We start from the raw sequence: 18,980 nt of genomic DNA, 5'->3' as shown, positions 1-18,980 counted from the left end.
GGGGGCCTGGGCGACCCCCCGCCGCACAAGCGGCGGGCCGGACCGGCTCGCGAAGCGAGACGGGCGCGCCCGAGTCAGGACAGGATGTCCTGACTCGGGGGAAGAGCGACACCCGGCCGCCTGGGCACGGCTCACTACGGAATCCACGCACACGGCCTCCGCCCCGTGAGTCGCGCACATCGGCGAAGAACAAAAAACGCCGGGACGAGCCCGGCGTTTCTCGGAAACATCAATGTCGCGACGGATCAGCCGATCGCAGCCTGGTAGCGGCGCTCGACCTCCTCCCAGTTGATGATCTCGAAGAAGGCCGAGATGTAGTCGGGGCGACGGTTCTGATACTTCAGGTAGTACGCGTGCTCCCACACGTCCAACCCCAGAATCGGCGTGTTGCCGGAGCCGATGCCGCTCATCAGCGGGCTGTCCTGATTGGCGCTGTCCTCGATCGCGAGCTTGCCGCTCTTGTCGACGGTCAGCCACGCCCAGCCGCTGCCGAAGCGACCCTTGGCGGCGGTGGCGAAGTCTTCCTTGAACTTGTCCAGCCCGCCCAGATCGCTGTCGATGTGCTTGGCGACTTCACCGGTCGGCTGGCCGCCCTTCGGCGACAGCACGGTCCAGAACAACGAGTGGTTGGCGTGGCCGCCACCGTTGTTGCGCACCGGCTTGCCGATCTTCTCCGGCAGCGCGTCGATGTCGGCGATCAGCTGCTCGATCGGCGTGTCGGCGTACTCGGTGCCCTCGATCGCGGCGTTGAGGTTGGTGACGTAGGTCTGGTGGTGCTTGGAGTGATGGATCTCCATCGTCTGCTTGTCGAAGTGCGGCTCGAGCGCATCGTAGGCGTACGGGAGATCGGGAAGCGTGTGGGCCATCTGGAGACTCCGGTGCGTGTCTGAACAGGGTGCCCATTGTGCCGGGTCGCGGGTAAAAAATGGATCAAGCGGGCGGGTACGCTGCATCCCACGCAACCTCGACCACGGTCGAGCCCGTCATGTCCCCTCCGCCCACTTTCCGAAGATCGTACGCGATGCGACCTGATGCCTCGGGGGCGTTCAACGCACCTCTGCGATCTCCACCCCGTCCAGCCCCTGGCTCAGCGTGCGCGCATCCCCGCCCTGGGCGAGCTTGATGCGCAGGCGCACCTCGTTGGCGGAGTCGGCGTAGCGCAAGGCGTCCTCGTAGGAGATCTCGCCGGCCTGGTACAGCTCGAACAGGCTCTGGTCGAAGGTCTTCATGCCGAGGTTGGTGGATTCCTTCATCACGTCCTTGAGCTTGTGGATCTCGCCGTCGCGGATGTAATCCTGCACCAGCGGAGTGCCGAGCAGGATTTCCATCGCCGCGCGGCGGCCCTTGCCGTCGGGAGTGGGAATGAGCTGCTGCGCGACCACGCCCTTGAGGTTGAGCGAAAGGTCCATCAACAGCTGGCCGCGACGGTCCTCGGGGAAGAAGTTGATGATGCGGTCCATCGCCTGGTTGGCGTTGTTGGCGTGCAGCGTGCACAGCACCAGGTGACCGGTCTCGGCGAAGGCGATGGCGTGGTCCATGCCCTCGCGGGTGCGTACCTCGCCGATCATGATCACGTCGGGCGCCTGGCGCAGGGTGTTCTTCAGCGCGGCTTCCCAGCTGTCGGTGTCGATGCCGACCTCGCGCTGGGTGATGATGCAGCCCTCGTGCTTGTGCACGAACTCGATCGGGTCCTCGATGGTGATGATGTGGCCGGTCGAGTTGTGGTTGCGGTAGCCGATCATCGCCGCCAGCGAGGTGGACTTGCCGGTACCGGTGGCGCCGACGAAGATGATGATGCCGCGCTTGGTCATCGCCAGCGTCTTGGTGATCGGCGGCAGGTTCAGTTCTTCGACCGTCGGGATGCGGGTCTCGATCCGGCGCAGCACCATGCCGACCTGGTTGCGCTGGTAGAAGCAGCTCACACGGAACCGGCCCACGCCCGACACGCCGATGGCGAAGTTGCACTCGTGTGTCTTCTCGAACTCCTCGCGCTGCGCGGGCGTCATCACGTTGAGCACCAGATCGCGCGCCTGCTGCGGCGTCAGCGGACTCTGGGTGACCGGCGAGATCTTGCCGTTGACCTTGATCGACGGCGCCATGCCGGCGGTGATGAACAGGTCCGAGGCCTTCTGGTGGGCCATCAGCTTGAGGAACGAGGTGAAGTCGATGCTGCTCATGGGGCGCTCCTGCGAGGCCGGGCGTCGATGACGGGGCGCCCGGAGGCGCGATGTGAAGGTCGAAACGTCGGAAGGCCGGGAACGGCCGTGGACGCGATGGCGCGGCACGCTGCCGCAGCCACCTCGCCTGCGGTCATTCGAAGATCCGCTTGTCCTTGGCGTACTCGCGCGCCTGGGCGCGGGTGATCAGGCCGCGCTTGACCAGGTCCTGCAGGTGCTGGTCGAGGGTCATCATGCCGTGCTGCTGGCCGGTCTGGATGGCCGAGTACATCTGCGCCACCTTGTCCTCTCGGATCAGGTTCCGGATCGCGGGGATGCCGACCATGATTTCCCACGCCGCCGTGCGTCCGCCGCCGACCTTCTTCAGCAGCGCCTGCGAGATCACCGCGCGCAGCGATTCGGACAGCATCGAGCGCACCATCGGCTTCTCGCCGGCGGGGAACACGTCGATGATGCGGTCGATGGTCTTGGCCGCCGAACTGGTGTGCAGGGTGCCGAAGACCAGATGGCCGGTCTCGGCGGCGGTCAGCGCCAGGCGGATCGTCTCGATGTCGCGCATTTCGCCGACCAGGATGTAGTCCGGGTCCTCGCGCAGCGCGGATCGCAACGCCTCGTTGAAGCCATGCGTGTCGCGGTGCACCTCGCGCTGGTTGATCAGGCACTTCTGCGAGGTGTGCACGAACTCGATCGGATCCTCGACGGTGAGGAGATGGCCGTACTCGTTCTTGTTGATGTGGTCGACCATCGCCGCCAGCGTGGTGGACTTGCCGGAGCCGGTCGGGCCGGTCACCAGGATCAGGCCCTGCGGCTGGTCGATGAGCTGGCGGAAGATCGGCGGGCAGCCGAGGTCCTCGAGCGTCAGCACTTCCGAGGGCACCGTCCGGAACACCGCGCCGGCGCCACGGTTCTGGTTGAACGCATTGACGCGGAAGCGCGCCAGGCCCGGGATCTCGAACGAGAAGTCGACTTCCAGGAATTCTTCGTAATCGCGGCGCTGCTTGTCCGACATGATGTCGTAGACCAGCGCGTGCACCTGCTTGTGATCGAGCGCCGGGATGTTGATCCGGCGCACGTCGCCGTCGACACGGATCATCGGCGGCAGGCCCGCCGACAGATGCAGGTCCGATGCCTTGTTCTTGACCGAAAACGCCAACAGTTCGGCGATATCCATAGCGAGCCCCCAGGTGCCCTGATTCTGTACGGCCCGGTGCGGCCGATGCCTGGCCGGATGCGCCCTGCGGCTGGCATCCGCCCACCCCTGCGGCGCAGTATAGCCCTCCGATCGCAGCCGACAGCCAGCCGGACGCACGCTTTGCGGGCGCCGTCGCATCCCGATACCGATGACCGAACATTCCGACCTGTCGGACCGTCTGGAGCAGGTCCAGACCCGCATCCGCACCGCCGCCGAACGCGCGGGCCGGCCACCACCGCGCCTGCTGGCGGTCGGCAAGACCCGCGATGCGGCCGAGATCGCCGCGCTGGCGAGGCTGCGCCGCGCCGCCGGCGAGGCCCTGCCGGGTTTCGGCGAGAACTACGTGCAGGAAGCCGAAGGCAAGTTCGACGCCGCGGGCGCCGGCATCGAATGGCACCTGATCGGCCACCTGCAATCCAACAAGGCGCGGCAGGCCGCGTCCCGTTTCGACTGGGTGCAGACGCTCGACCGTGCGAAACTGGTCGCCGCGCTCGCCCACGACCGCGATCCGGCACGCCCGTTGAACGTGCTGATCCAGGTCAACGTGGACGACGAGGCCAGCAAGCACGGCTGCCGCCCCGACGCGATCCCGGCCCTGGCCGAGGCGATCGCCGCCGAACCGGCGCTCGTGCTGCGCGGCTTGATGGCGATCCCCGCTCCGCATGCCGATCCGGAGCGGCGGCGTCCGGCCTTCACCCGCATGCGCGGGCTGTTCGACGCGCTGGCCGCGTCGCATGCCGGCATCGACACCTTGTCGATGGGCATGAGCGACGACCTCGAGCAGGCCATCGCCGAGGGCGCCACGCTGGTCCGGGTCGGCACCGCATTGTTCGGCGCCCGTCCGTCCCGGGGCTGAGCGCGCCACTTCCTTTTCGTTTCCTGAGGACCTCGATGACCACCCCGACACCGACGCCCGCCCTGCCCGCCCACCACACGCTCGCCTTCATCGGCGGCGGCAACATGGCCCGCAGCCTGATCGGCGGCCTCATCGCCGGCGGCATCGCACCCGAGCGCATCCGCGTGGCCGATCCAGGCGACGCCAAGCGCCAGGCCCTGGAGAACGACTTCGGCGTCCGCACCTTCGCCACGGCCGCCGAGGCGATCGAAGGCGCGGACATCTGGGTGATGTCGGTGAAGCCTCAGGTGATGCGCGAGGTCTGCGCGTCGCTGGTCGACGAGGTCCGCACCGGTCGCCCGCTGGTGATCTCCGTGGCCGCGGGCATCACCACCGCGCAGATCGAGCGCTGGCTCGGCGGCGATGCCGCCGTGGTGCGCTCGATGCCCAATACGCCGTCGCTGCTCGGCGCCGGCATGACCGGTCTGTACGCCACGCCGCAGGTGGACGCCGGTGGGCGCGCGCGTGCCGATGCGGTGTTGTCCGCAGTCGGCCGCACCGCGTGGGTCGACGACGAGGCGCTGATGGACGCCGTCACCGGCATCTCCGGCAGCGGTCCGGCCTACGTGTTCCTGTTCGCCGAGGCGATGGAAGCCGCCGGCCTGGCGCAGGGCCTGCCCGCGGCGACCACGCGCGCGCTGGTCAAGCAGACCCTGCTCGGGGCCGCGCGCATGATCGACGAATCCGGCGACGCCCCCGACGTCTTGCGCAAGAACGTCACCTCGCCGAACGGCACCACCCAGGCCGCGCTGGAGACCTTCGAGGCCGGCGGCCTGCGCGCGCTGGTGGCCGATGCGGTCGCCGCGGCCCGCCGCCGCGGCGGGGAGCTGTCGGCGGCCAATGACTGATCGGTGCAGGCGTGTCGCCAGCGGCGGCGACACCGAGACGACGACGGGCACGCGGCGTCGCGCACGGTCAGGCCGGCGGCTCGCCGGCACGCTGCTGCTCGCGGGAACGCTGGCGGCCTGCGGTGCCCCGAGCCCACCCGACGGCCATGCCACCCGGGCGCGCGAAGAAGCCGTGGCCCGCGCCGACGACCTGACCGTGCGGGCCAGCGTCGTACCGACCATGGCGATGGGCCAGGCGGTGGCGGACGGCTACCGGATCGAACGCGACCCGCGCACGCAGTTGTTGATGATCGCGGTCCGTCGTGGCGATGGCGTCGACGAAACCGCGGTTCCCGCCCGGGTCGTGGCGGACGCGATCGACCTGCGCGGCGTGCGCCAACGGGTGACGCTGCGCGAAGTCGCCCATGGCGATCTCACCGACCACATCGGCGTGGTGCGGCTGACTCCGCCGGACACGCTGCGCTTCCACGTCGAGGTGCAGACCACCGGCGCCCGGCCGATCACCCTGCAGTTCGCGCGCGACTTCTACCCCTGAACGAGCGGACGGGCCGGCCTTTGTGCGGCCGGCACCCTCCTCGCGCCCGCGGGAGATACCGCCCCGACGGGGCGCGCGGATGCGCTCAGCGCTGGTTCGCCGAGAACCGCCCCGGCCCCAGCAGGGCCACCGCGACCGCGCCGAACAGGAACATCGCCTGCAGCTCGAGCGCCCAGCCACCGGTGTTGTTGAGACGCCCGAGGTCGCCCATGTGCACCAGGAACACCGCGACCAGCATGTTGATCGCGATCAGCACCGCGCCGATGCGCGCATGCAGCCCGATGATGACCATCAACGGCGCGACGACTTCGCCGACCAGCACCAGGTAGGCAAACACCCCCGGAAGGCCGTGCGCCTGCACCATGCCCTCGATCCCGCCGAGGCCTCCGCGCAATTTGGCGAAACCGTGCAGCAGGATCAGTACGCCCAGCGCGAGCCGCAGGATCAGCCGGCCCATGTCCTGCATCGTCGCCTGGTTCATCGCCCGCTCCCGCCCTGTCCGTCTCGAAGGAAGCGCATCATCGCAGGGCGGCGGCGGTCGCGGAAGACGCCGGCATCGCCGCGTCGCCCGCCCCGCCCGTCGTCCGCCGCCACGCCGATCTCAATAGCCGACAGTGAAGCGCTGTCGTGAATGCGCGGGCGCCTCGACCTCATCCACCAGGGCGATGGCGTAGTCCTCCATCGAAATGCTGCTGCGGCCTTCCGCGTCCACCAGCAGCGTGTCGCCGCCGAGACGGAACCGCTGCGTCCGCTCGCCGGGCTCGAGCTCCGCCGATGGCGACAGGAACGTCCAGTCGAGGTCGTCCACGCCGCGCAAGGCCTCGAGGAAACGAAGACCGGCGCGGGCCTCGGCCTGGTAGGCTTCGGGAAAATCCGGGGTGTCGACGAGGGCGACGCCCGGTGCGACCTCCAGGCTGCCGGCACCGCCGACGACGACGAGCCTCGGCACCCCGGCAGCACGCACCGCGTTCGCCAGTCCATCGGCTGCGGGACCGCCCAGGAACCGCATGGCGCTGATCACGACGTCGTGGCCGGCCACGGCCTGTGCGAGGGCTCCGGCATCGGTGGCGTCGGCGGTGCGCCAGACCACCCCCGCGGCCGACGTCGATGCGTCCGGATTACGCGCGATCCCGGTGACCTGGTGCCCGCGTGTCACCAGTTCGCGCACGACGCGCGAGCCCACACGTCCGGATGCGCCCACCACTGCAATCTTCGACACGTCGATCTCCTGCCGGGCGACGGGCCCGTCAGGGGGCATCCTATGCCCGCACCCGCGCCGCGGCGGCGACGTTCGCGTACCGCTGCATTCCGCGAGCGCGACACCGGCCGCGCATCGGCGACGCCGGGCTGATCAGCCGCCCTGCCGCCGCGCCCAGCGCGCGACGATCGCGGCGATCTCCGCCACACCGTCGGTCAACGCCGCCGGCCCCGGCTGCAGGATCAGCGGCGACTTGATCTCGTGCAGTTCGCCGTCGCGCACCGCGGGGATCGCCTCCCAGCCCGGGCGTGCGGCCACGCGCTCGGGCCGGAACTTCTTGCCGCACCACGAGCCCAGCACGATGTCCGGCGCACGTGCGATCACCGGGTCGCCATTGGCGAGGATGCGCGCGCGGGCCAACGGTTCGGCCGCGAGCTCGGGAAACACGTCGTCGCCGCCGGCGATGCGGATCAGCTCGGCCACCCAGCGGATGCCGGTGATGAGCGGCTCGTCCCACTCCTCGAAATACACCTTCGGCCGGCGCGGCAGTGCGGCGGCCTCGCGTTCGATGGCATCCAGCCCCCGACGCAGACCGTCGGCGTAATCGCGCGCGGGGCCGGCCAGGCCGACCAGCGCCCCGAGCCGGGCGATGTAGTCGAGGATGCCCTCGACGCTGCGATGGTTGGCGATCCACACCTCCACCCCGCGGCGCACCAGTTCGGCGGCGATGTCGGCCTGGATGTCGGAGAACCCGATCGCCAGATCCGGCTCGAGCGCCAGGATGGCGTCGACCTTGGCGCTGGTGAACGCGCTGACCTTGGGCTTGTCCCGACGCGCCTGCGGCGGGCGCACGGTGAAGCCGCTGATGCCGACGATGCGGTCCTGCGCGCCGAGCGCGTACAGGGTCTCGGTCGGCTCCTCGGTCAGGCAGACGATGCGGCGCGGACCGGTCATGCCGGCCTCACGGATACAGCAGGCGCTTGGACCACTGCTCGGCCGCGTCGCACGTGTACAGATGCCGCTCGTGCAGGCGATAGTCGGCCCCGTACCAGAATTCGATGCGCTCCGGCCGCACCCGCAGCCCGGACCATCGTGGCGGCCGCGGGACCTCGCGTGCCTCGAACTCGGCATCGGCCGCCGCCAGCTGCGCTTCGAACTCGGACACGGAGGCCAGTGTTTCCGATTGCCGGGAGGCCCATGCGCCGACCTGACTGCCGCGCGGGCGCGAGGCGAAGTAGGCATCGGCTTCGTCGTCGTCGACCACGCTCACCGCGCCCTCGATGCGGACCTGGAGACCGTGACGCACCCGCGGCCAGTGGAACAGCAGCGCCGCCCGCGGGTTCTCCTGCAGTTCGCGCCCCTTGCGACCGTCGAGATGGGTGTAGAACACGAAGCCGCGCGGGTCGTGCGCCTTGAGCAGCACCATGCGCGCCGCGGGGCGGCCGTCCAGCCCCGCGGTGGCGACGGTCATCGCGGTCGGGTCGGGCTCGCCGGCGGCCGCAGCCTCGGCGAACAGGGTGTCGAAGGTCGCCAGCGCCTCGGCATACAGGGAGTCGGTGTCCATTGGGCTATTGTGGCGCGATGGCGCACGTCCCGCATCCGTCCCGCTCCGCGGCCCCCGCGGGCTTCGATCCGGCGCTGGTCGATGCCGTGCTGGCCGATGCCCTGGGAACGGCTGCTCTCGAAACGGCCGCGCGGCGACCGGCTGCTCTGGGACCAGATGACCTGCGGCCGGGTGCGCGGGTGTACGGCATCAGCGGCCTGCAGGGGACGGGCAAGTCCACGCTCGCCGCGCAACTGGCCGTCGCCGCACGCGGGCGCGGCCTCGCCGTGGCGACATTGTCGCTGGACGATGTCTATCTCGATCGCCCCGAGCGCGAAGCCCTCGCCCGCGAGGTGCACCCCCTGTTGCTGACCCGCGGGCCGCCCGGCACGCACGACCTGCCGCTGGCACTGGCGACGCTCGACGCCCTGAGGACGGGCGTGCCGACCGCGCTGCCGCGCTTCGACAAACTGGCGGACCGGCGCTGTCCCCGGACCGCATGGCCCCAGGTCGGGCCTGTGGACCTGGTCATTCTGGAAGGCTGGTGCCTGGGCGCGCCGGCCGAAGCGGATGCCGCGCTCGCGACACCGTTGAACGCACTGGAGCGCGACGAGGATCCGGACGGTCGCTGGCGCCGCAGGTGCAACGAAGCGCTGGCCCACGACTACCCTGCGCTGTGGTCCTGCGTGGACCGCTTGCTGTTCCTGCAGCCGCCCGGCTTCGACATCGTGCCGACGTGGCGCTGGGAACAGGAGCGCGCGCTGCAGGCCGCCGAGCCCGACCGTCGCGCGATGGATCGCGCCGGCATCGCGCGCTTCGTCCAGCATTACGAACGGGTCAGCCGGCAGGCGCTGCGCACCCTGCCCGACCGGGCGCATGCCGTGATCGCGCTGGACGCGCAGCGGCAGCCCATCGGCGGGATGCGCCTCCGCCAGCCGGGTGCGCGGTAGCGGCACGACCGCCGGGCCGTTTCCACCGGAGGCGTGTGGGTCGTTTCGCCGCTGCGGCATGTCGCCCATCGCGGGCGCCGGGGGCGCCGGCTAACATGGCGGGCGATGAACCCCGCTCCGAATCTCGTTTTCGTCGGCCCCATGGGGGCCGGAAAATCGTCGCTCGGCCGCCGCCTGGCCGGGCGCTTCGGCCTGCGCTTCGTCGATCTCGACCACGAAATCGAGCGCCGCGCCGGCGCGAAGATTCCGACGATTTTCGAGTGCGAGGGCGAACCCGGATTTCGCATGCGCGAGCACGACGTCCTGCTGGCGGTGCTCGCGGACGAAGGGCAGCTGATCGCCAGCGGCGGCGGCGCGGTCCTGGATGCCGACAACCGCACCGCGATGGTCGCGCGCGCCTTCGTCGTGCATCTGCACGTAGGCGTCGAACAGCAACTCGCCCGGCTGGAGCGCGACCGCACCCGACCGCTGCTGGCGACCGGCGACCGCGCGCGCACCCTGCGGGAGCTGGCCCGGCACCGCGACCCGCTCTATCGCGAGGTCGCCGATCTGCGCTTCGATACCGAGACCTGCATCCCCACGTTGGCGACCGCCCGCCTGGGCCGGCTGCTGCATCGGCGCTGGCAACGTCCCGACGACACGCCGCCCGCCACCGCGCCCTCATCGCCCTCCACGCCCCCCGCCTCCACGCCTCCCAACCCATGACCGCACCCCGCAAGACCGTCGATGTCGGCGGCGACTCGCCCTACACCATCACCATCGGCCCCGGCCTGATCGACGACGCCGCCCTGCTTGCCGCACCGCTGCGCGGCCGCCAGGCGCTGCTGGTCAGCGACGACCGGGTCGCGCCGCTGTATGCCGGCGCCCTGGCCGCCCGGTTGCGCGCCGCGCGCCCCGAGCTGACGCTGGAGACCTTCGTCCTGCCCGCCGGCGAGGCGTCGAAGACGCTGCGCGGTTTCTCGGGCGCCATCGACGCGCTGGCCGCGCTCGGCGCACGCCGCGACGCCTGCGTCTATGCCCTGGGCGGTGGCGTGGTCGGCGATCTCGCCGGCTTCGCCGCGGCGTGCTGGATGCGCGGCGTGGATTGCGTGCAGGTACCGACCTCGCTGCTGGCGATGGTCGATTCCTCGGTCGGCGGCAAGACCGCGGTGGACCTGCCGCAGGGCAAGAACCTCGTCGGCGCGTTCCACCCACCGCGCGCGGTGCTGGCCGACACCGCCGTGCTGCGTTCGCTGCCACCGCGCGAACTGCGCGCCGGTCTGGCCGAGGTGGTCAAGTACGGCGCGATCGTCGACGCTCCGTTCCTCGACTGGCTCGACGCGCATGCCGAGGCCCTGCTGGCCCACGACGCCGACGCGCTGGCCGAGGCGATCGCGCGCAGCTGTGCGCACAAGGCCGCCATCGTCGAGCGCGACCCGCTCGAACACGGCGAACGCGCGCTGCTCAACTTCGGCCACACCTTCGGCCACGCCATCGAAACCGAGCAGGGCTACGGCGGCCTCAATCACGGCGAGGCGGTCGCGGTCGGCATGGTCCTGGCCGCCCGTCTGTCCGAGGTTCTGGGCCTGGCCCCTGCGGCAGACGGCGAGCGCCTGCGCGCACTGCTGGTGCGGCTGGGCCTGCCGGTGGCCCTGCCTGAAGGCCTCGACGCCGAACGCCTGCTCGCGCACATGCGCCTGGACAAGAAGGCCCAGGCGGGCGGCCTGCGCTTCATCGTCTGGACCGGCGCCGGCCGCGCGCAGGTGCTGTCCGACGTGCCGGAAAGCGCGGTGATCGACGTCCTGCGCGCGGCCTGATCGGTCCTCCCGCAGCGTCGCGCGGGCGAACCCGGAGGCGGCTGCCGCTTCGGGCGCGACCATCGCGACACCCTGCCCCTCGGGCGTCCCCCGTACAATGGCCGTCCCATGCGATTGCTGCTGCAACAACCGGCCGAGGGCCACGAGGCGCCCCGCTTCGTCCAGCTGATGCTCCAGCCCGATCTGCTCGGCGGCTGGACGCTGGTGCGCGAGTCGGGCCAGATCGGCGGCCGCAGCCAGATGCGTCGCGAGCAGTTCATGGACCAGGCCAGCGCGACCCGCGCCTTCGAACTGGCCCGCGATGCGCAGCTCAAGCGCGGCTTCCTGCAGATGTCCGCACAGGACGAGGCACCGCGCGGATGAGCGACCGCTCCTCTTGCCGGCCCGACCCCCTTTCCGACGCTTCCAGCGAGTTCTTGCACGTGACCTCATCCCCCCCACCGACCAACGACCGCCTGCTGCGCGCCCTGCGCCGCGAACCCGTCGACCGCACCCCGGTCTGGCTGATGCGCCAGGCCGGTCGCTACCTGCCGGAGTACCGCGCCAGCCGCAGGGATGCCGGCAGCTTCCTGGCGATGGCCAAGAACCCGGACCTGGCCTGCGAGGTCACCCTGCAGCCGCTGCGCCGGTTCCCGCTGGACGCCGCGATCCTGTTCTCCGACATCCTCACCATCCCCGATGCGATGGGGCTGGAGCTGTACTTCGTCGAGGGCGAAGGCCCGAAGTTCCGCCATCCGGTGCGCGATGCCGCGGCGATCGCCAGACTCGGCGTCCCCGACATGGAAGGCGAGCTGCGCTACGTGATGGACGCGGTGCGGGTGATCCGCCGCGAACTCGACAACCGCGTGCCGCTGATCGGCTTCTCCGGCAGCCCGTGGACGCTGGCCTGCTACATGGTCGAGGGCGGCGGCAGCAAGGACTTCGCCCGCATCAAGGCGATGGCGCTCAACGACCCGAAGGCGCTGCACGCGCTGCTGTCGGTGAACACCGATGCCGTCATCGCCTACCTCGCCGCGCAACGCGCGGCCGGTGCGCAGGTGTTGCAAGTGTTCGACACCTGGGGCGGCGTGTTGTCGCCGGCGATGTACCGCGCGTTCTCGCTGCCCTACCTGACCCGCATCGCTCGCGAGCTCGAGCGTGGCGACGGCCCCGACCGCACCCCGCTGATCCTGTTCGGCAAGGGCACGGCCGCCTACCTCGAGGATCTTGCCGCCAGCGGTGCCGACGGCGTCGGCGTGGATTGGCTGGTCGGCCTGGACGAGGCCGCGCGGCGCACCGCCGGGCGCGTCGCACTGCAGGGCAATCTCGATCCGGCCGTGCTGTACGGCAACCCGGACGCGATCCGCCGCGAGGTCGCCAGCGTGCTCGACGCCTACCGCGACGGCAACGGCGGCTCGCGCGAGGGCCACGTGTTCAACCTCGGCCACGGCATGTCGCCGGACATGAATCCCGATCACGTCGGCGTGCTGGTGGAGGCCGTGCACGCGCACAGCGCACGCTGAGCCGGCTCACCCGCGCCGCCGTCTTCATCGCTGCGGCGCGTCACTGCTGACGGCTACTCTCGGTATGGCCGAGATTCCTTCACCACGCACGTCGCATCAGCGCGACGGCACGTCCACCACCGCGTCCGGCGCGCAGACGTAGATCCGCTCACCCCGCGCGGGTGCGAACGGCTGGCCGCCGGCGAAGGCGGTGAACGCGGGCAGGATGCCGACCTCGGCGAAGCGGAACACCGGCAGGCGCGGCAGGCCCGGCAGGCGCAGCACCGGGTGCAGGTGCCCGGCGAGTACGTAGCCCGCCTCGCCCCGGGGCGCGTCCTCGGCCGCGTGCACGAACAGGAACGGCGGCTCGCGCAGGTGCGGCGCATGCACCGCGAGGCCCATCGACGCGGCGCGCTCGGGGTGGCGACGCAGCGCGCGATCGTGGTTGCCGGCCACGACCTCCACCCGCACCGCGGCATGCCGTGTGCGGAACGCCTGCCAGCGTGCGCGCCAGGGCGCATCGGGCACCTGGCCGTGCAGCAGGTCGCCGAGCACGAGCAGGCGCTGCGCGCCGGTCCGGGCCAGCAGCGCGTCGAGGCGTTCGAGATCGAGCGACGTGCCGCCGGCCGGCAGCGCGATGCCGGCACGGCGGAAGTGGTCGGCCTTGCCCAGGTGCAGGTCGGCGATGATCAGCGTACCGGCACGCGGCCAGTACAGGGCGCGGTCGGCGAGCAGGATGACGGCTTCGCCGGCGACGTCGATCGTGCGCTCATCCGCCATGCCGGCGCTCGAGCTGTGCCGCGGCGCGCTCCACCCGTGTACGCCAGTCCTCGGTGCTGAGGCGGCCGCGGATCGCCTCGGCCCACAGGGGGAACGACAGCGGCGTGAACGACTTCGGCGTGGCCAGGACGAGCTCGCGCCGGGCGCAGTCGTCCAGGGTCTCGCGCATGCGCCGCACCTCCAGTTGCGCCGAGAACACCTCCCGCTCGGCCTGTTCGAGCAGCATGTGGTCGGGATCGAACCGCTGCAGGACATCGAACAACAGGCCGCTGGACGCCTGCAGCTGTCGCAGCGAGCGCGGCGCGCGCCCGGGCAGAGACGGCGGCAGCAGGCCGGCGACCCGGGCGATTTCGCGGAACTGGCGGCGCGCGAGCTCGCCGAGATTGAGGCTCTCGCGCAGGTCGTCGAGCAGCGCCTCGGGATCGAGCAGTGCGCGCAACGTGTCGTCGTCGATGCCCTCGGCGTGCGCGGATGCGATCGCCAGGCCGTAGTCGTTGGCCGAGAACGTGAAGCTGTCCGGCGCCATCCGTCCCCAGCGCAGCGCCATCAGCGACGCCATCCCCTCGTGGACCTGGCGGCCGGCGAACGGATAGACGAACAGGTAGCGCCCGCCGCGGGCGCGCACCCACTCCGCCAGCAGCCGCCCGGGGCCCGGCACCGCGGACAGGCGTGCCTGCAACGCGAGCAGGCCGTCGATCGCGGCGAGTTCCGGCGCGGCGAAGCGGCGGTCGAGCGCGCGCTCGACCTCGTGCCCCAGTTCGCTCGACAGCGGCATGCGCCCGCCCATCCACTTCGGCACCGTGCCGTCGCCGCCCGCGGCCACCCGCACGTAGGCGGTCATGTCCTCCAGCCGCACCAGCTCCAGCAGGCGACCGGCGAACTGGAAGCGGTCGCCGCGGCGCAGGCGACCGACGAAGCTCTCCTCCACCGAGCCCAGGCGGCCGCCGCGCAGGAAACGCACCTGCACCGCACCGTCGCTGGCGATGGTGCCGATCGACAGGCGGTGACGCAGGGCGATGCGGCGGTCGTGCACGCGGTACAGGCCGTCGTCGTCGCGGACCACGCGTTGGAAATCCGGATAGTGCGACAGCGCCCGCCCGCCCTGGACGACGAAATCGAGCACGGCCTGCCACATGGTCGCGTCGAGCGCGGCGAACGCATGCGTGCCGCGCACCTCCTCGTAGAGCGCGTCGGCGTCGAAACCGCCGCCCAGCGCGAGAGTGACGCAATGCTGGGCCAGCACGTCCAGGCTCAACCGCGGCGCCGGGCGCGCTTCGATCTCGCCGCGGGCCACCGCCTCGCGCGCGGCCGCGTACTCGGCCAGTTCGAGCGCGTGGGTGGGCACGCAGACCACGCGGCCGATCTCGCCGGGACGGTGGCGTGCACGTCCGGCGCGCTGCAGCAGGCGGGCGATGCCCTTGGGGCTGCCGATCTGCAGCACCTGGTCGACGGCGGGAAAATCCACCCCGAGATCCAGGCTCGACGTGGCCACCACGCAACGCAGGCTGCCGTCGCGCAGGCCTTGCTCCGCGGCCGCGCGTAGCGCGGGGTCGAGCGAGCCGTGGTGCAGCGCCAGGGTCTCCGGCGCCTCCGGCCACACCGATGCCAGCGCGCGGTGCCAGAGCTCGGCTTGCGCGCGGGTGTTGGCGAACAGCAGGCTGGTGCGCTCGGCCATCAGGGCGTCCAGCACGCGCGGCAGTTGCGCCAGCCCGAGGTGCCCGGCCCAGGCGAAGCGTTCGCCTGCGGCGGGCAGGAGGGTTCGCAGCTCGAAGCCGCGCGGCGGCGCGCCCGCGACCAGGGCGGCGTCGGGCGCGTGGGGCAGCAGCACGTCGCGCGCCTCGCCCAGGTTCCCCAGCGTCGCCGACAGGCCCCAGGTGCGCAGCGCGGGATTGAGCGTGCGCAGCCGCGCCAGCGCCAGTTGCAGCAGCACCCCGCGCTTGTTGCCCAGCAGTTCGTGCCACTCGTCGACCACCACGCAGCGCAGGCGCGCCAGCTGCTGCGCGGTGTCCGGATAGCTCAGCAGCAACGACAGCGACTCGGGCGTGATCACCAGCAGGTCGAGGCGGCCGGCACGCGCCAGGCGCTTGTCGCGTGCGCTGGCGTCGCCGGTGCGCAGGCCGATCTGCCAGTCCAGGCCGACCGCGTCGGTGGCCTCGCGCAGCGCACGCAAGGTGTCGGCGGCGAGCGCGCGCAGCGGGGTGATCCACAGCATCTGCAGGTGCGGCTTGCGCTTGCCGGCACGCGCGGTGCGACCCTCGCCGGCCGTCGCCGCGACCTGCGCGGCGCGGCCCGTTGCGGCGCCGCGCGCAGCATCGGCCTGGGCCGCCGCCAGCGCCTCCAGCAAGGGCCCGCCGAAGGCCGCGAGCGTCTTGCCGCTGCCGGTGGGCGTGTGCAACAGGCCGGACTCGCCGGCCAGATAACGGGTCCACGCCTCGCGCTGGAACGACGCCGGAGTCCAGCCGCGTGCGGCGAACCACGACGCGAGCGGACCGTCGTCGATGCCTGCACGCGGTCGCATACGGCGCCGAGGCGGCTTCGGCACGTCGTCATGTTGCGAGGTCGCTGGCGGCCCGGCGGCAGACGATGCATGCCCCGACCGTGCAGCGGCGGCCCGCCTGGTCGATGCCTGGCTGTGTTCCCGGGAAACATCCTCGTCGGGGCTTCGTTCCGATGAAGCGCCCACGCCTTCGGCGCTCAGGGGCGGCGCGCGCCTCGCCGATGCACGCTTCGACGGAGGACGCTTCGGCTTCGATTCCTCGGCCGCAGGCTTCGGGCCATCCACCGACCCGCTCACCGCGCCAGCGCCTTCAGCGTGTCCAGCCGGTCGGCTTCCGCCGCCGGCTTGTCCTGGCGCCAGCGCAGGATGCGCGGGAACCGGACCGCGATGCCGGACTTGTGCCGGCTGCTGCGGTTGACGGCCTCGAAGCCGAGCTCGAACACGTGGTGCGCGGTCACCGAGCGCACCGGCCCGAACCGCTCCAGGGTGTTGCTGCGGATCCAGCGGTCGAGCTTCAGGATCTCGCGGTCGTCCAGGCCCGAATAGGCCTTCGCCACCGGTACCAGCGTGTCGCCGTCCCACAGACCGAAGGTGTAGTCGGTGTACAGCGTGCTGCGACGCCCGTGGCCGGATTGTGCGTACAGCAGCACCGCGTCCACGGTCAGCGGATCGATCTTCCATTTCCACCAGTCGCCACGGCGACGGCCGGCCTGGTAGGTCGAGGACAGCCGCTTGAGCATCAGGCCCTCGACGCCGCGCGCGCGGGCATCCGCGCGCAACGCCGCGGCATCCGCCCAGCCGGCGACGTGCACGCGTGGCGATACCGTCAGGCGCGGATCGTCGTGCCGGGCGAGCAGGTCCTCGAGCATCGCGCGGCGTTCGTGCAGCGGGCGCTCGCGCAGATCCTGGCCGTCGAGTTCGAGCAGATCGTAGGCGCGTACCCGCACCGGCGCGTCGGCCAGGGTCTTCGCACCCGGCTTCAGCCGCTGGATGCGCTTCTGAAGCGCGGTGAACGGCATCGGCGCATCGCCGTCGCCCCAGGCCAGCAGTTCGCCGTCGATCACGCAGTGCCGCGGCAAGGTGGCGGCGGCCGCCTCGATCTCGGGGAAACGGCCGTCCAGACGCTCCTCGCCGCGCGACCACAACGCGGCATCGTCGTCGCGATGGATCAACTGCAGGCGGATGCCGTCCCACTTCCATTCCAGCAGCCAGTTGTCGATCGGGCCGAGCGCCCCCGCCACGGCGTCGGGATCGCCGGCCAGCGCGACCGGCGCGCCGTCGCCGTCCGCGACATCCTGGTCCGACACGCCCGCCTGCGCGGGGTCGGCGCGCAAGGCGCCTTCCAGCGGCGAGGCGAGGAAGAACGGATACGGCTGCTGGCGGTCGGCGGGCAGTTCGCCGGGTGCGAGCAGGTCGCGCATGAAGGCCGGCGTCGGCTGCCAACTGCCGAGCATGCGCTGCGCGATGCGGGCGATGTCGATGCCGCTCATTTCCGCGAGCGCCTGCTGCACCACCCGCTGCGAGACGCCCACCCGCAGTGCGCCGGTCAGCACCTTGTTGAACGCCAGCCGCTCCGCGAAGCACAGCGTGCGCCATGCGCCGACCACCACATCGCGGCGCACCTCCGGTTCGCGATTGGCGATCGGCAGCAGACGGGCCTCGATCCAGTCGGCCAGGCCCACATCCTCGGCCGGCTCGGCCGGATCGTCGAGCAACAGGGCCAGGGTTTCGGCCAGATCGCCGACCTGGTCGTAGCTGGCATCCCCCAGCCAGTCCGGCAAACCGGCTTCGGCGGCGATCCATTCGCGCAGTTCGCGGGTTCCGGCGATGCGCCGCTTCGGGCCGGCAACCTTGCCGCCGCTGAGCAGATGCAGCGCCCAGGCCGCATCGCGCGCCGGCGCGCTGGCGAAGTACGCGACCAGCGCAGCGCGCTTGTCGAGCGTGGCGGTGCTGCGGTCGAGCGTCGTGTAGAGGGCGGCGAAACGTTTCATCCGCGCCGCCATCGGGATGCTGCCACGGCAGCCTCGTCCATCGGCCTGCCGATCCGGTCAGTCCTCATCGCCGTACCCCGTCGCGAACGGCTCGGCGGCGATTCCGTCCTCGCCGAGTCGGCGCACGAACGCCTCGGTATCGCCGTGGGTCGCGATCACGCGCTGCGCACCGGTCTCGCGCACGGTGCGGATCAGATCCGGCCAGTCGGCGTGGTCGGACACCACGAAGCCGCGATCGACGTTGCGCCGGCGCCGGTTGCCACGGATGCGCATCCAGCCCGAGGCGAACCCGGTCTGGGCACGCCGGAAACGCCGCATCCAGGCACTGCCGGCGGCCGATGGCGGCGCCAGGACGAGCTCGCCGGCGAAGTCGCGGCCTTTTTCCTCGTCCGAAACCGGCCGGGTCGGCGGCAGTGCGACGCCGGCGTCGCGATACACCTGCACCCCCGTCGCGATGGCGCCATGCAGCAGCACCGGACGGTCGTCGTGGGCGCCGATTTCGGCCAGCACCCGTTGTGCCTTCCCCAACGCATAGCAGAACAACACCGCCGCCTCGCCGCGCGCCTCGCATTGCCGGCGCCAGTCCACGATGTCGGCCGCCACCGCCGAAGTATCGGGCCAGCGGTAGACCGGCAAGCCGAAGGTGGTCTCGGTGATGAACACGTCGCACGGCACGACCTCGAACGGTGCACAGGTCGGATCGGGCTGCCGCTTGTAATCCCCCGATGCGACCCAGACCTGGCCGGCGCATTCGATCCGCACCTGCACCGAGCCGAGCACATGGCCCGCGGGATGCAGCGAGACCTTCGCGCTGCCGAGCACGAACGGCGCGCCGTGCGCGTGGACGTGATAGCGCTGCTCGCCCAGCCGCCAGCGCAGGATCGGCAACGTACCGGCGCTGCAGTAGTACTCGCCCATGCCGCTGCGCGCATGGTCCCCGTGCCCGTGCGTGATCACCGCCCGCGGGACCGGACGCCAGGGGTCGATGTGGAAATCACCCTGCGGGCAATACAGGCCATCGGGCGTGAGAACGACGAGGTCGTCGCGAGGGGCGCGTCGGTTTCCGGACATGGCGGCATCTGCGCACGCGGCGCGTG

19 protein-coding genes are annotated in these 18,980 nt (G+C 71.4%); 8 read left to right on the top strand and 11 right to left on the bottom strand.

What is annotated here, in order from left to right:
- Positions 1-245: 245 nt before the first annotated feature.
- The 3 genes from RG19_RS03590 to RG19_RS03580 all read right to left on the bottom strand — a co-directional run bounded on the left by RG19_RS03590 (position 246) and on the right by RG19_RS03580 (position 3,348).
- Complete coding sequence (locus tag RG19_RS03590; RefSeq protein ID WP_058834069.1) at positions 246-866, bottom strand: superoxide dismutase; 621 nt, start codon at positions 864-866, stop codon at positions 246-248.
- A gap of 180 nt (positions 867-1,046) precedes the next feature.
- Positions 1,047-2,177 (bottom strand): PilT/PilU family type 4a pilus ATPase, encoded by a 1,131-nt coding sequence (locus tag RG19_RS03585; RefSeq protein WP_058834068.1) that lies wholly within the window; start codon positions 2,175-2,177, stop codon positions 1,047-1,049.
- A gap of 133 nt (positions 2,178-2,310) precedes the next feature.
- Positions 2,311-3,348 (bottom strand): type IV pilus twitching motility protein PilT, encoded by a 1,038-nt coding sequence (locus tag RG19_RS03580; RefSeq protein ID WP_058834067.1) that lies wholly within the window; start codon positions 3,346-3,348, stop codon positions 2,311-2,313.
- Between the two features lie 169 nt (positions 3,349-3,517).
- Here RG19_RS03580 and RG19_RS03575 point away from each other — a divergent pair, with 169 nt between their 5' ends.
- Genes RG19_RS03575 through RG19_RS17110 form a run of 3 tightly spaced genes read left to right on the top strand, consistent with a single transcriptional unit; the run spans position 3,518 to position 5,647 of the window.
- A complete protein-coding gene (locus RG19_RS03575; protein WP_202905314.1) occupies positions 3,518-4,225 on the top strand; it encodes a YggS family pyridoxal phosphate-dependent enzyme in 708 nt (235 codons plus the stop codon).
- A gap of 35 nt (positions 4,226-4,260) precedes the next feature.
- Positions 4,261-5,112, top strand: a complete 852-nt coding sequence (gene proC, locus RG19_RS03570) for a pyrroline-5-carboxylate reductase (protein ID WP_058834066.1) — start codon at positions 4,261-4,263, stop codon at positions 5,110-5,112.
- Positions 5,105-5,647 carry a DUF4426 domain-containing protein gene (locus RG19_RS17110; RefSeq protein ID WP_162267048.1) on the top strand — a complete coding sequence of 181 codons (543 nt, stop codon included), beginning with the start codon at positions 5,105-5,107 and terminating at the stop codon, positions 5,645-5,647. The genes proC and RG19_RS17110 overlap by 8 nt, the downstream gene beginning before the upstream one ends.
- Positions 5,648-5,732: 85 nt before the next feature.
- On the opposite strand, the gene RG19_RS03560 is transcribed toward RG19_RS17110, so the two are convergent.
- The 4 genes from RG19_RS03560 to pdxH all read right to left on the bottom strand — a co-directional run bounded on the left by RG19_RS03560 (position 5,733) and on the right by pdxH (position 8,409).
- On the bottom strand, positions 5,733-6,128 hold the full coding sequence (locus RG19_RS03560) for a DoxX family protein (RefSeq protein ID WP_058834064.1): 396 nt from the start codon (positions 6,126-6,128) through the stop codon (positions 5,733-5,735).
- 120 nt (positions 6,129-6,248) lie between these two features.
- Positions 6,249-6,866, bottom strand: coding sequence for an NAD(P)-dependent oxidoreductase (locus RG19_RS03555; protein WP_425599682.1), 618 nt, complete (start codon positions 6,864-6,866; stop codon positions 6,249-6,251).
- Between the two features lie 132 nt (positions 6,867-6,998).
- Complete coding sequence (locus tag RG19_RS03550; RefSeq protein ID WP_058834062.1) at positions 6,999-7,799, bottom strand: cobalamin-binding protein; 801 nt, start codon at positions 7,797-7,799, stop codon at positions 6,999-7,001.
- Positions 7,800-7,806: 7 nt separating this feature from the next.
- Positions 7,807-8,409: a pyridoxamine 5'-phosphate oxidase gene (pdxH, locus tag RG19_RS03545; protein ID WP_058834061.1), complete on the bottom strand. Its 603-nt coding sequence runs from the start codon at positions 8,407-8,409 to the stop codon at positions 7,807-7,809.
- Between the two features lie 17 nt (positions 8,410-8,426).
- On the opposite strand from pdxH, the gene RG19_RS03540 reads away from it, so the two are divergent.
- From RG19_RS03540 to hemE, 5 genes are all read left to right on the top strand, one after another.
- On the top strand, positions 8,427-9,338 hold the full coding sequence (locus tag RG19_RS03540) for a kinase (RefSeq protein WP_082672447.1): 912 nt from the start codon (positions 8,427-8,429) through the stop codon (positions 9,336-9,338).
- Positions 9,339-9,443: 105 nt separating this feature from the next.
- On the top strand, positions 9,444-10,043 hold the full coding sequence (locus RG19_RS03535; RefSeq protein ID WP_058834060.1) for a shikimate kinase: 600 nt from the start codon (positions 9,444-9,446) through the stop codon (positions 10,041-10,043).
- The gene (gene aroB, locus RG19_RS03530) at positions 10,040-11,134 is read left to right on the top strand and encodes a 3-dehydroquinate synthase (RefSeq protein WP_058834059.1); all 1,095 of its coding nucleotides are present in this window, start codon (positions 10,040-10,042) and stop codon (positions 11,132-11,134) included. The genes RG19_RS03535 and aroB overlap by 4 nt, the downstream gene beginning before the upstream one ends.
- A gap of 108 nt (positions 11,135-11,242) precedes the next feature.
- On the top strand, positions 11,243-11,497 hold the full coding sequence (locus RG19_RS03525; RefSeq protein ID WP_058834058.1) for a WGR domain-containing protein: 255 nt from the start codon (positions 11,243-11,245) through the stop codon (positions 11,495-11,497).
- Between the two features lie 59 nt (positions 11,498-11,556).
- Positions 11,557-12,636, top strand: a complete 1,080-nt coding sequence (gene hemE, locus RG19_RS03520) for a uroporphyrinogen decarboxylase (protein WP_058834057.1) — start codon at positions 11,557-11,559, stop codon at positions 12,634-12,636.
- A gap of 96 nt (positions 12,637-12,732) precedes the next feature.
- Here hemE and pdeM read toward each other — a convergent pair whose 3' ends face one another.
- The 4 genes from pdeM to RG19_RS03500 all read right to left on the bottom strand — a co-directional run bounded on the left by pdeM (position 12,733) and on the right by RG19_RS03500 (position 18,954).
- Complete coding sequence (gene pdeM / locus RG19_RS03515) at positions 12,733-13,395, bottom strand: ligase-associated DNA damage response endonuclease PdeM (RefSeq protein WP_058834056.1); 663 nt, start codon at positions 13,393-13,395, stop codon at positions 12,733-12,735.
- The gene (locus tag RG19_RS03510; RefSeq protein ID WP_058834055.1) at positions 13,385-15,913 is read right to left on the bottom strand and encodes a ligase-associated DNA damage response DEXH box helicase; all 2,529 of its coding nucleotides are present in this window, start codon (positions 15,911-15,913) and stop codon (positions 13,385-13,387) included. The genes pdeM and RG19_RS03510 overlap by 11 nt, the downstream gene beginning before the upstream one ends.
- Positions 15,914-16,185: 272 nt before the next feature.
- Positions 16,186-17,883 carry an ATP-dependent DNA ligase gene (locus tag RG19_RS03505; RefSeq protein ID WP_058836387.1) on the bottom strand — a complete coding sequence of 566 codons (1,698 nt, stop codon included), beginning with the start codon at positions 17,881-17,883 and terminating at the stop codon, positions 16,186-16,188.
- Positions 17,884-17,940: 57 nt separating this feature from the next.
- Positions 17,941-18,954, bottom strand: coding sequence for a ligase-associated DNA damage response exonuclease (locus tag RG19_RS03500; protein ID WP_058834054.1), 1,014 nt, complete (start codon positions 18,952-18,954; stop codon positions 17,941-17,943).
- Positions 18,955-18,980 lie beyond the last annotated feature (26 nt).

This window comes from Luteimonas abyssi, assembly GCF_001482195.1.
GTDB lineage: Bacteria > Pseudomonadota > Gammaproteobacteria > Xanthomonadales > Xanthomonadaceae > Luteimonas > Luteimonas abyssi.
The sequence above is the reverse complement of the archived record's forward strand: the minus strand, read 5'-3'. Positions and strand labels throughout refer to the sequence as shown.

Excerpts from the sequence above, each read along its gene's own strand:
- RG19_RS03590 (WP_058834069.1), bottom strand. The coding sequence starts at position 866 with ATGGCCCACACGCTTCCCGATCTCCCGTACGCCTACGATGCGCTCGAG.
- RG19_RS03585 (WP_058834068.1), bottom strand. The coding sequence starts at position 2,177 with ATGAGCAGCATCGACTTCACCTCGTTCCTCAAGCTGATGGCCCACCAG.
- RG19_RS03580 (WP_058834067.1), bottom strand. The coding sequence starts at position 3,348 with ATGGATATCGCCGAACTGTTGGCGTTTTCGGTCAAGAACAAGGCATCG.
- RG19_RS03575 (WP_202905314.1), top strand. The coding sequence starts at position 3,518 with ATGACCGAACATTCCGACCTGTCGGACCGTCTGGAGCAGGTCCAGACC.
- proC (WP_058834066.1), top strand. The coding sequence starts at position 4,261 with ATGACCACCCCGACACCGACGCCCGCCCTGCCCGCCCACCACACGCTC.
- RG19_RS17110 (WP_162267048.1), top strand. The coding sequence starts at position 5,105 with ATGACTGATCGGTGCAGGCGTGTCGCCAGCGGCGGCGACACCGAGACG.
- RG19_RS03560 (WP_058834064.1), bottom strand. The coding sequence starts at position 6,128 with ATGAACCAGGCGACGATGCAGGACATGGGCCGGCTGATCCTGCGGCTC.
- RG19_RS03550 (WP_058834062.1), bottom strand. The coding sequence starts at position 7,799 with ATGACCGGTCCGCGCCGCATCGTCTGCCTGACCGAGGAGCCGACCGAG.
- pdxH (WP_058834061.1), bottom strand. The coding sequence starts at position 8,409 with ATGGACACCGACTCCCTGTATGCCGAGGCGCTGGCGACCTTCGACACC.
- RG19_RS03540 (WP_082672447.1), top strand. The coding sequence starts at position 8,427 with ATGGCGCACGTCCCGCATCCGTCCCGCTCCGCGGCCCCCGCGGGCTTC.
- RG19_RS03535 (WP_058834060.1), top strand. The coding sequence starts at position 9,444 with ATGAACCCCGCTCCGAATCTCGTTTTCGTCGGCCCCATGGGGGCCGGA.
- aroB (WP_058834059.1), top strand. The coding sequence starts at position 10,040 with ATGACCGCACCCCGCAAGACCGTCGATGTCGGCGGCGACTCGCCCTAC.
- RG19_RS03525 (WP_058834058.1), top strand. The coding sequence starts at position 11,243 with ATGCGATTGCTGCTGCAACAACCGGCCGAGGGCCACGAGGCGCCCCGC.
- pdeM (WP_058834056.1), bottom strand. The coding sequence starts at position 13,395 with ATGGCGGATGAGCGCACGATCGACGTCGCCGGCGAAGCCGTCATCCTG.
- RG19_RS03510 (WP_058834055.1), bottom strand. The coding sequence starts at position 15,913 with ATGCGACCGCGTGCAGGCATCGACGACGGTCCGCTCGCGTCGTGGTTC.
- RG19_RS03505 (WP_058836387.1), bottom strand. The coding sequence starts at position 17,883 with ATGAAACGTTTCGCCGCCCTCTACACGACGCTCGACCGCAGCACCGCC.
- RG19_RS03500 (WP_058834054.1), bottom strand. The coding sequence starts at position 18,954 with ATGTCCGGAAACCGACGCGCCCCTCGCGACGACCTCGTCGTTCTCACG.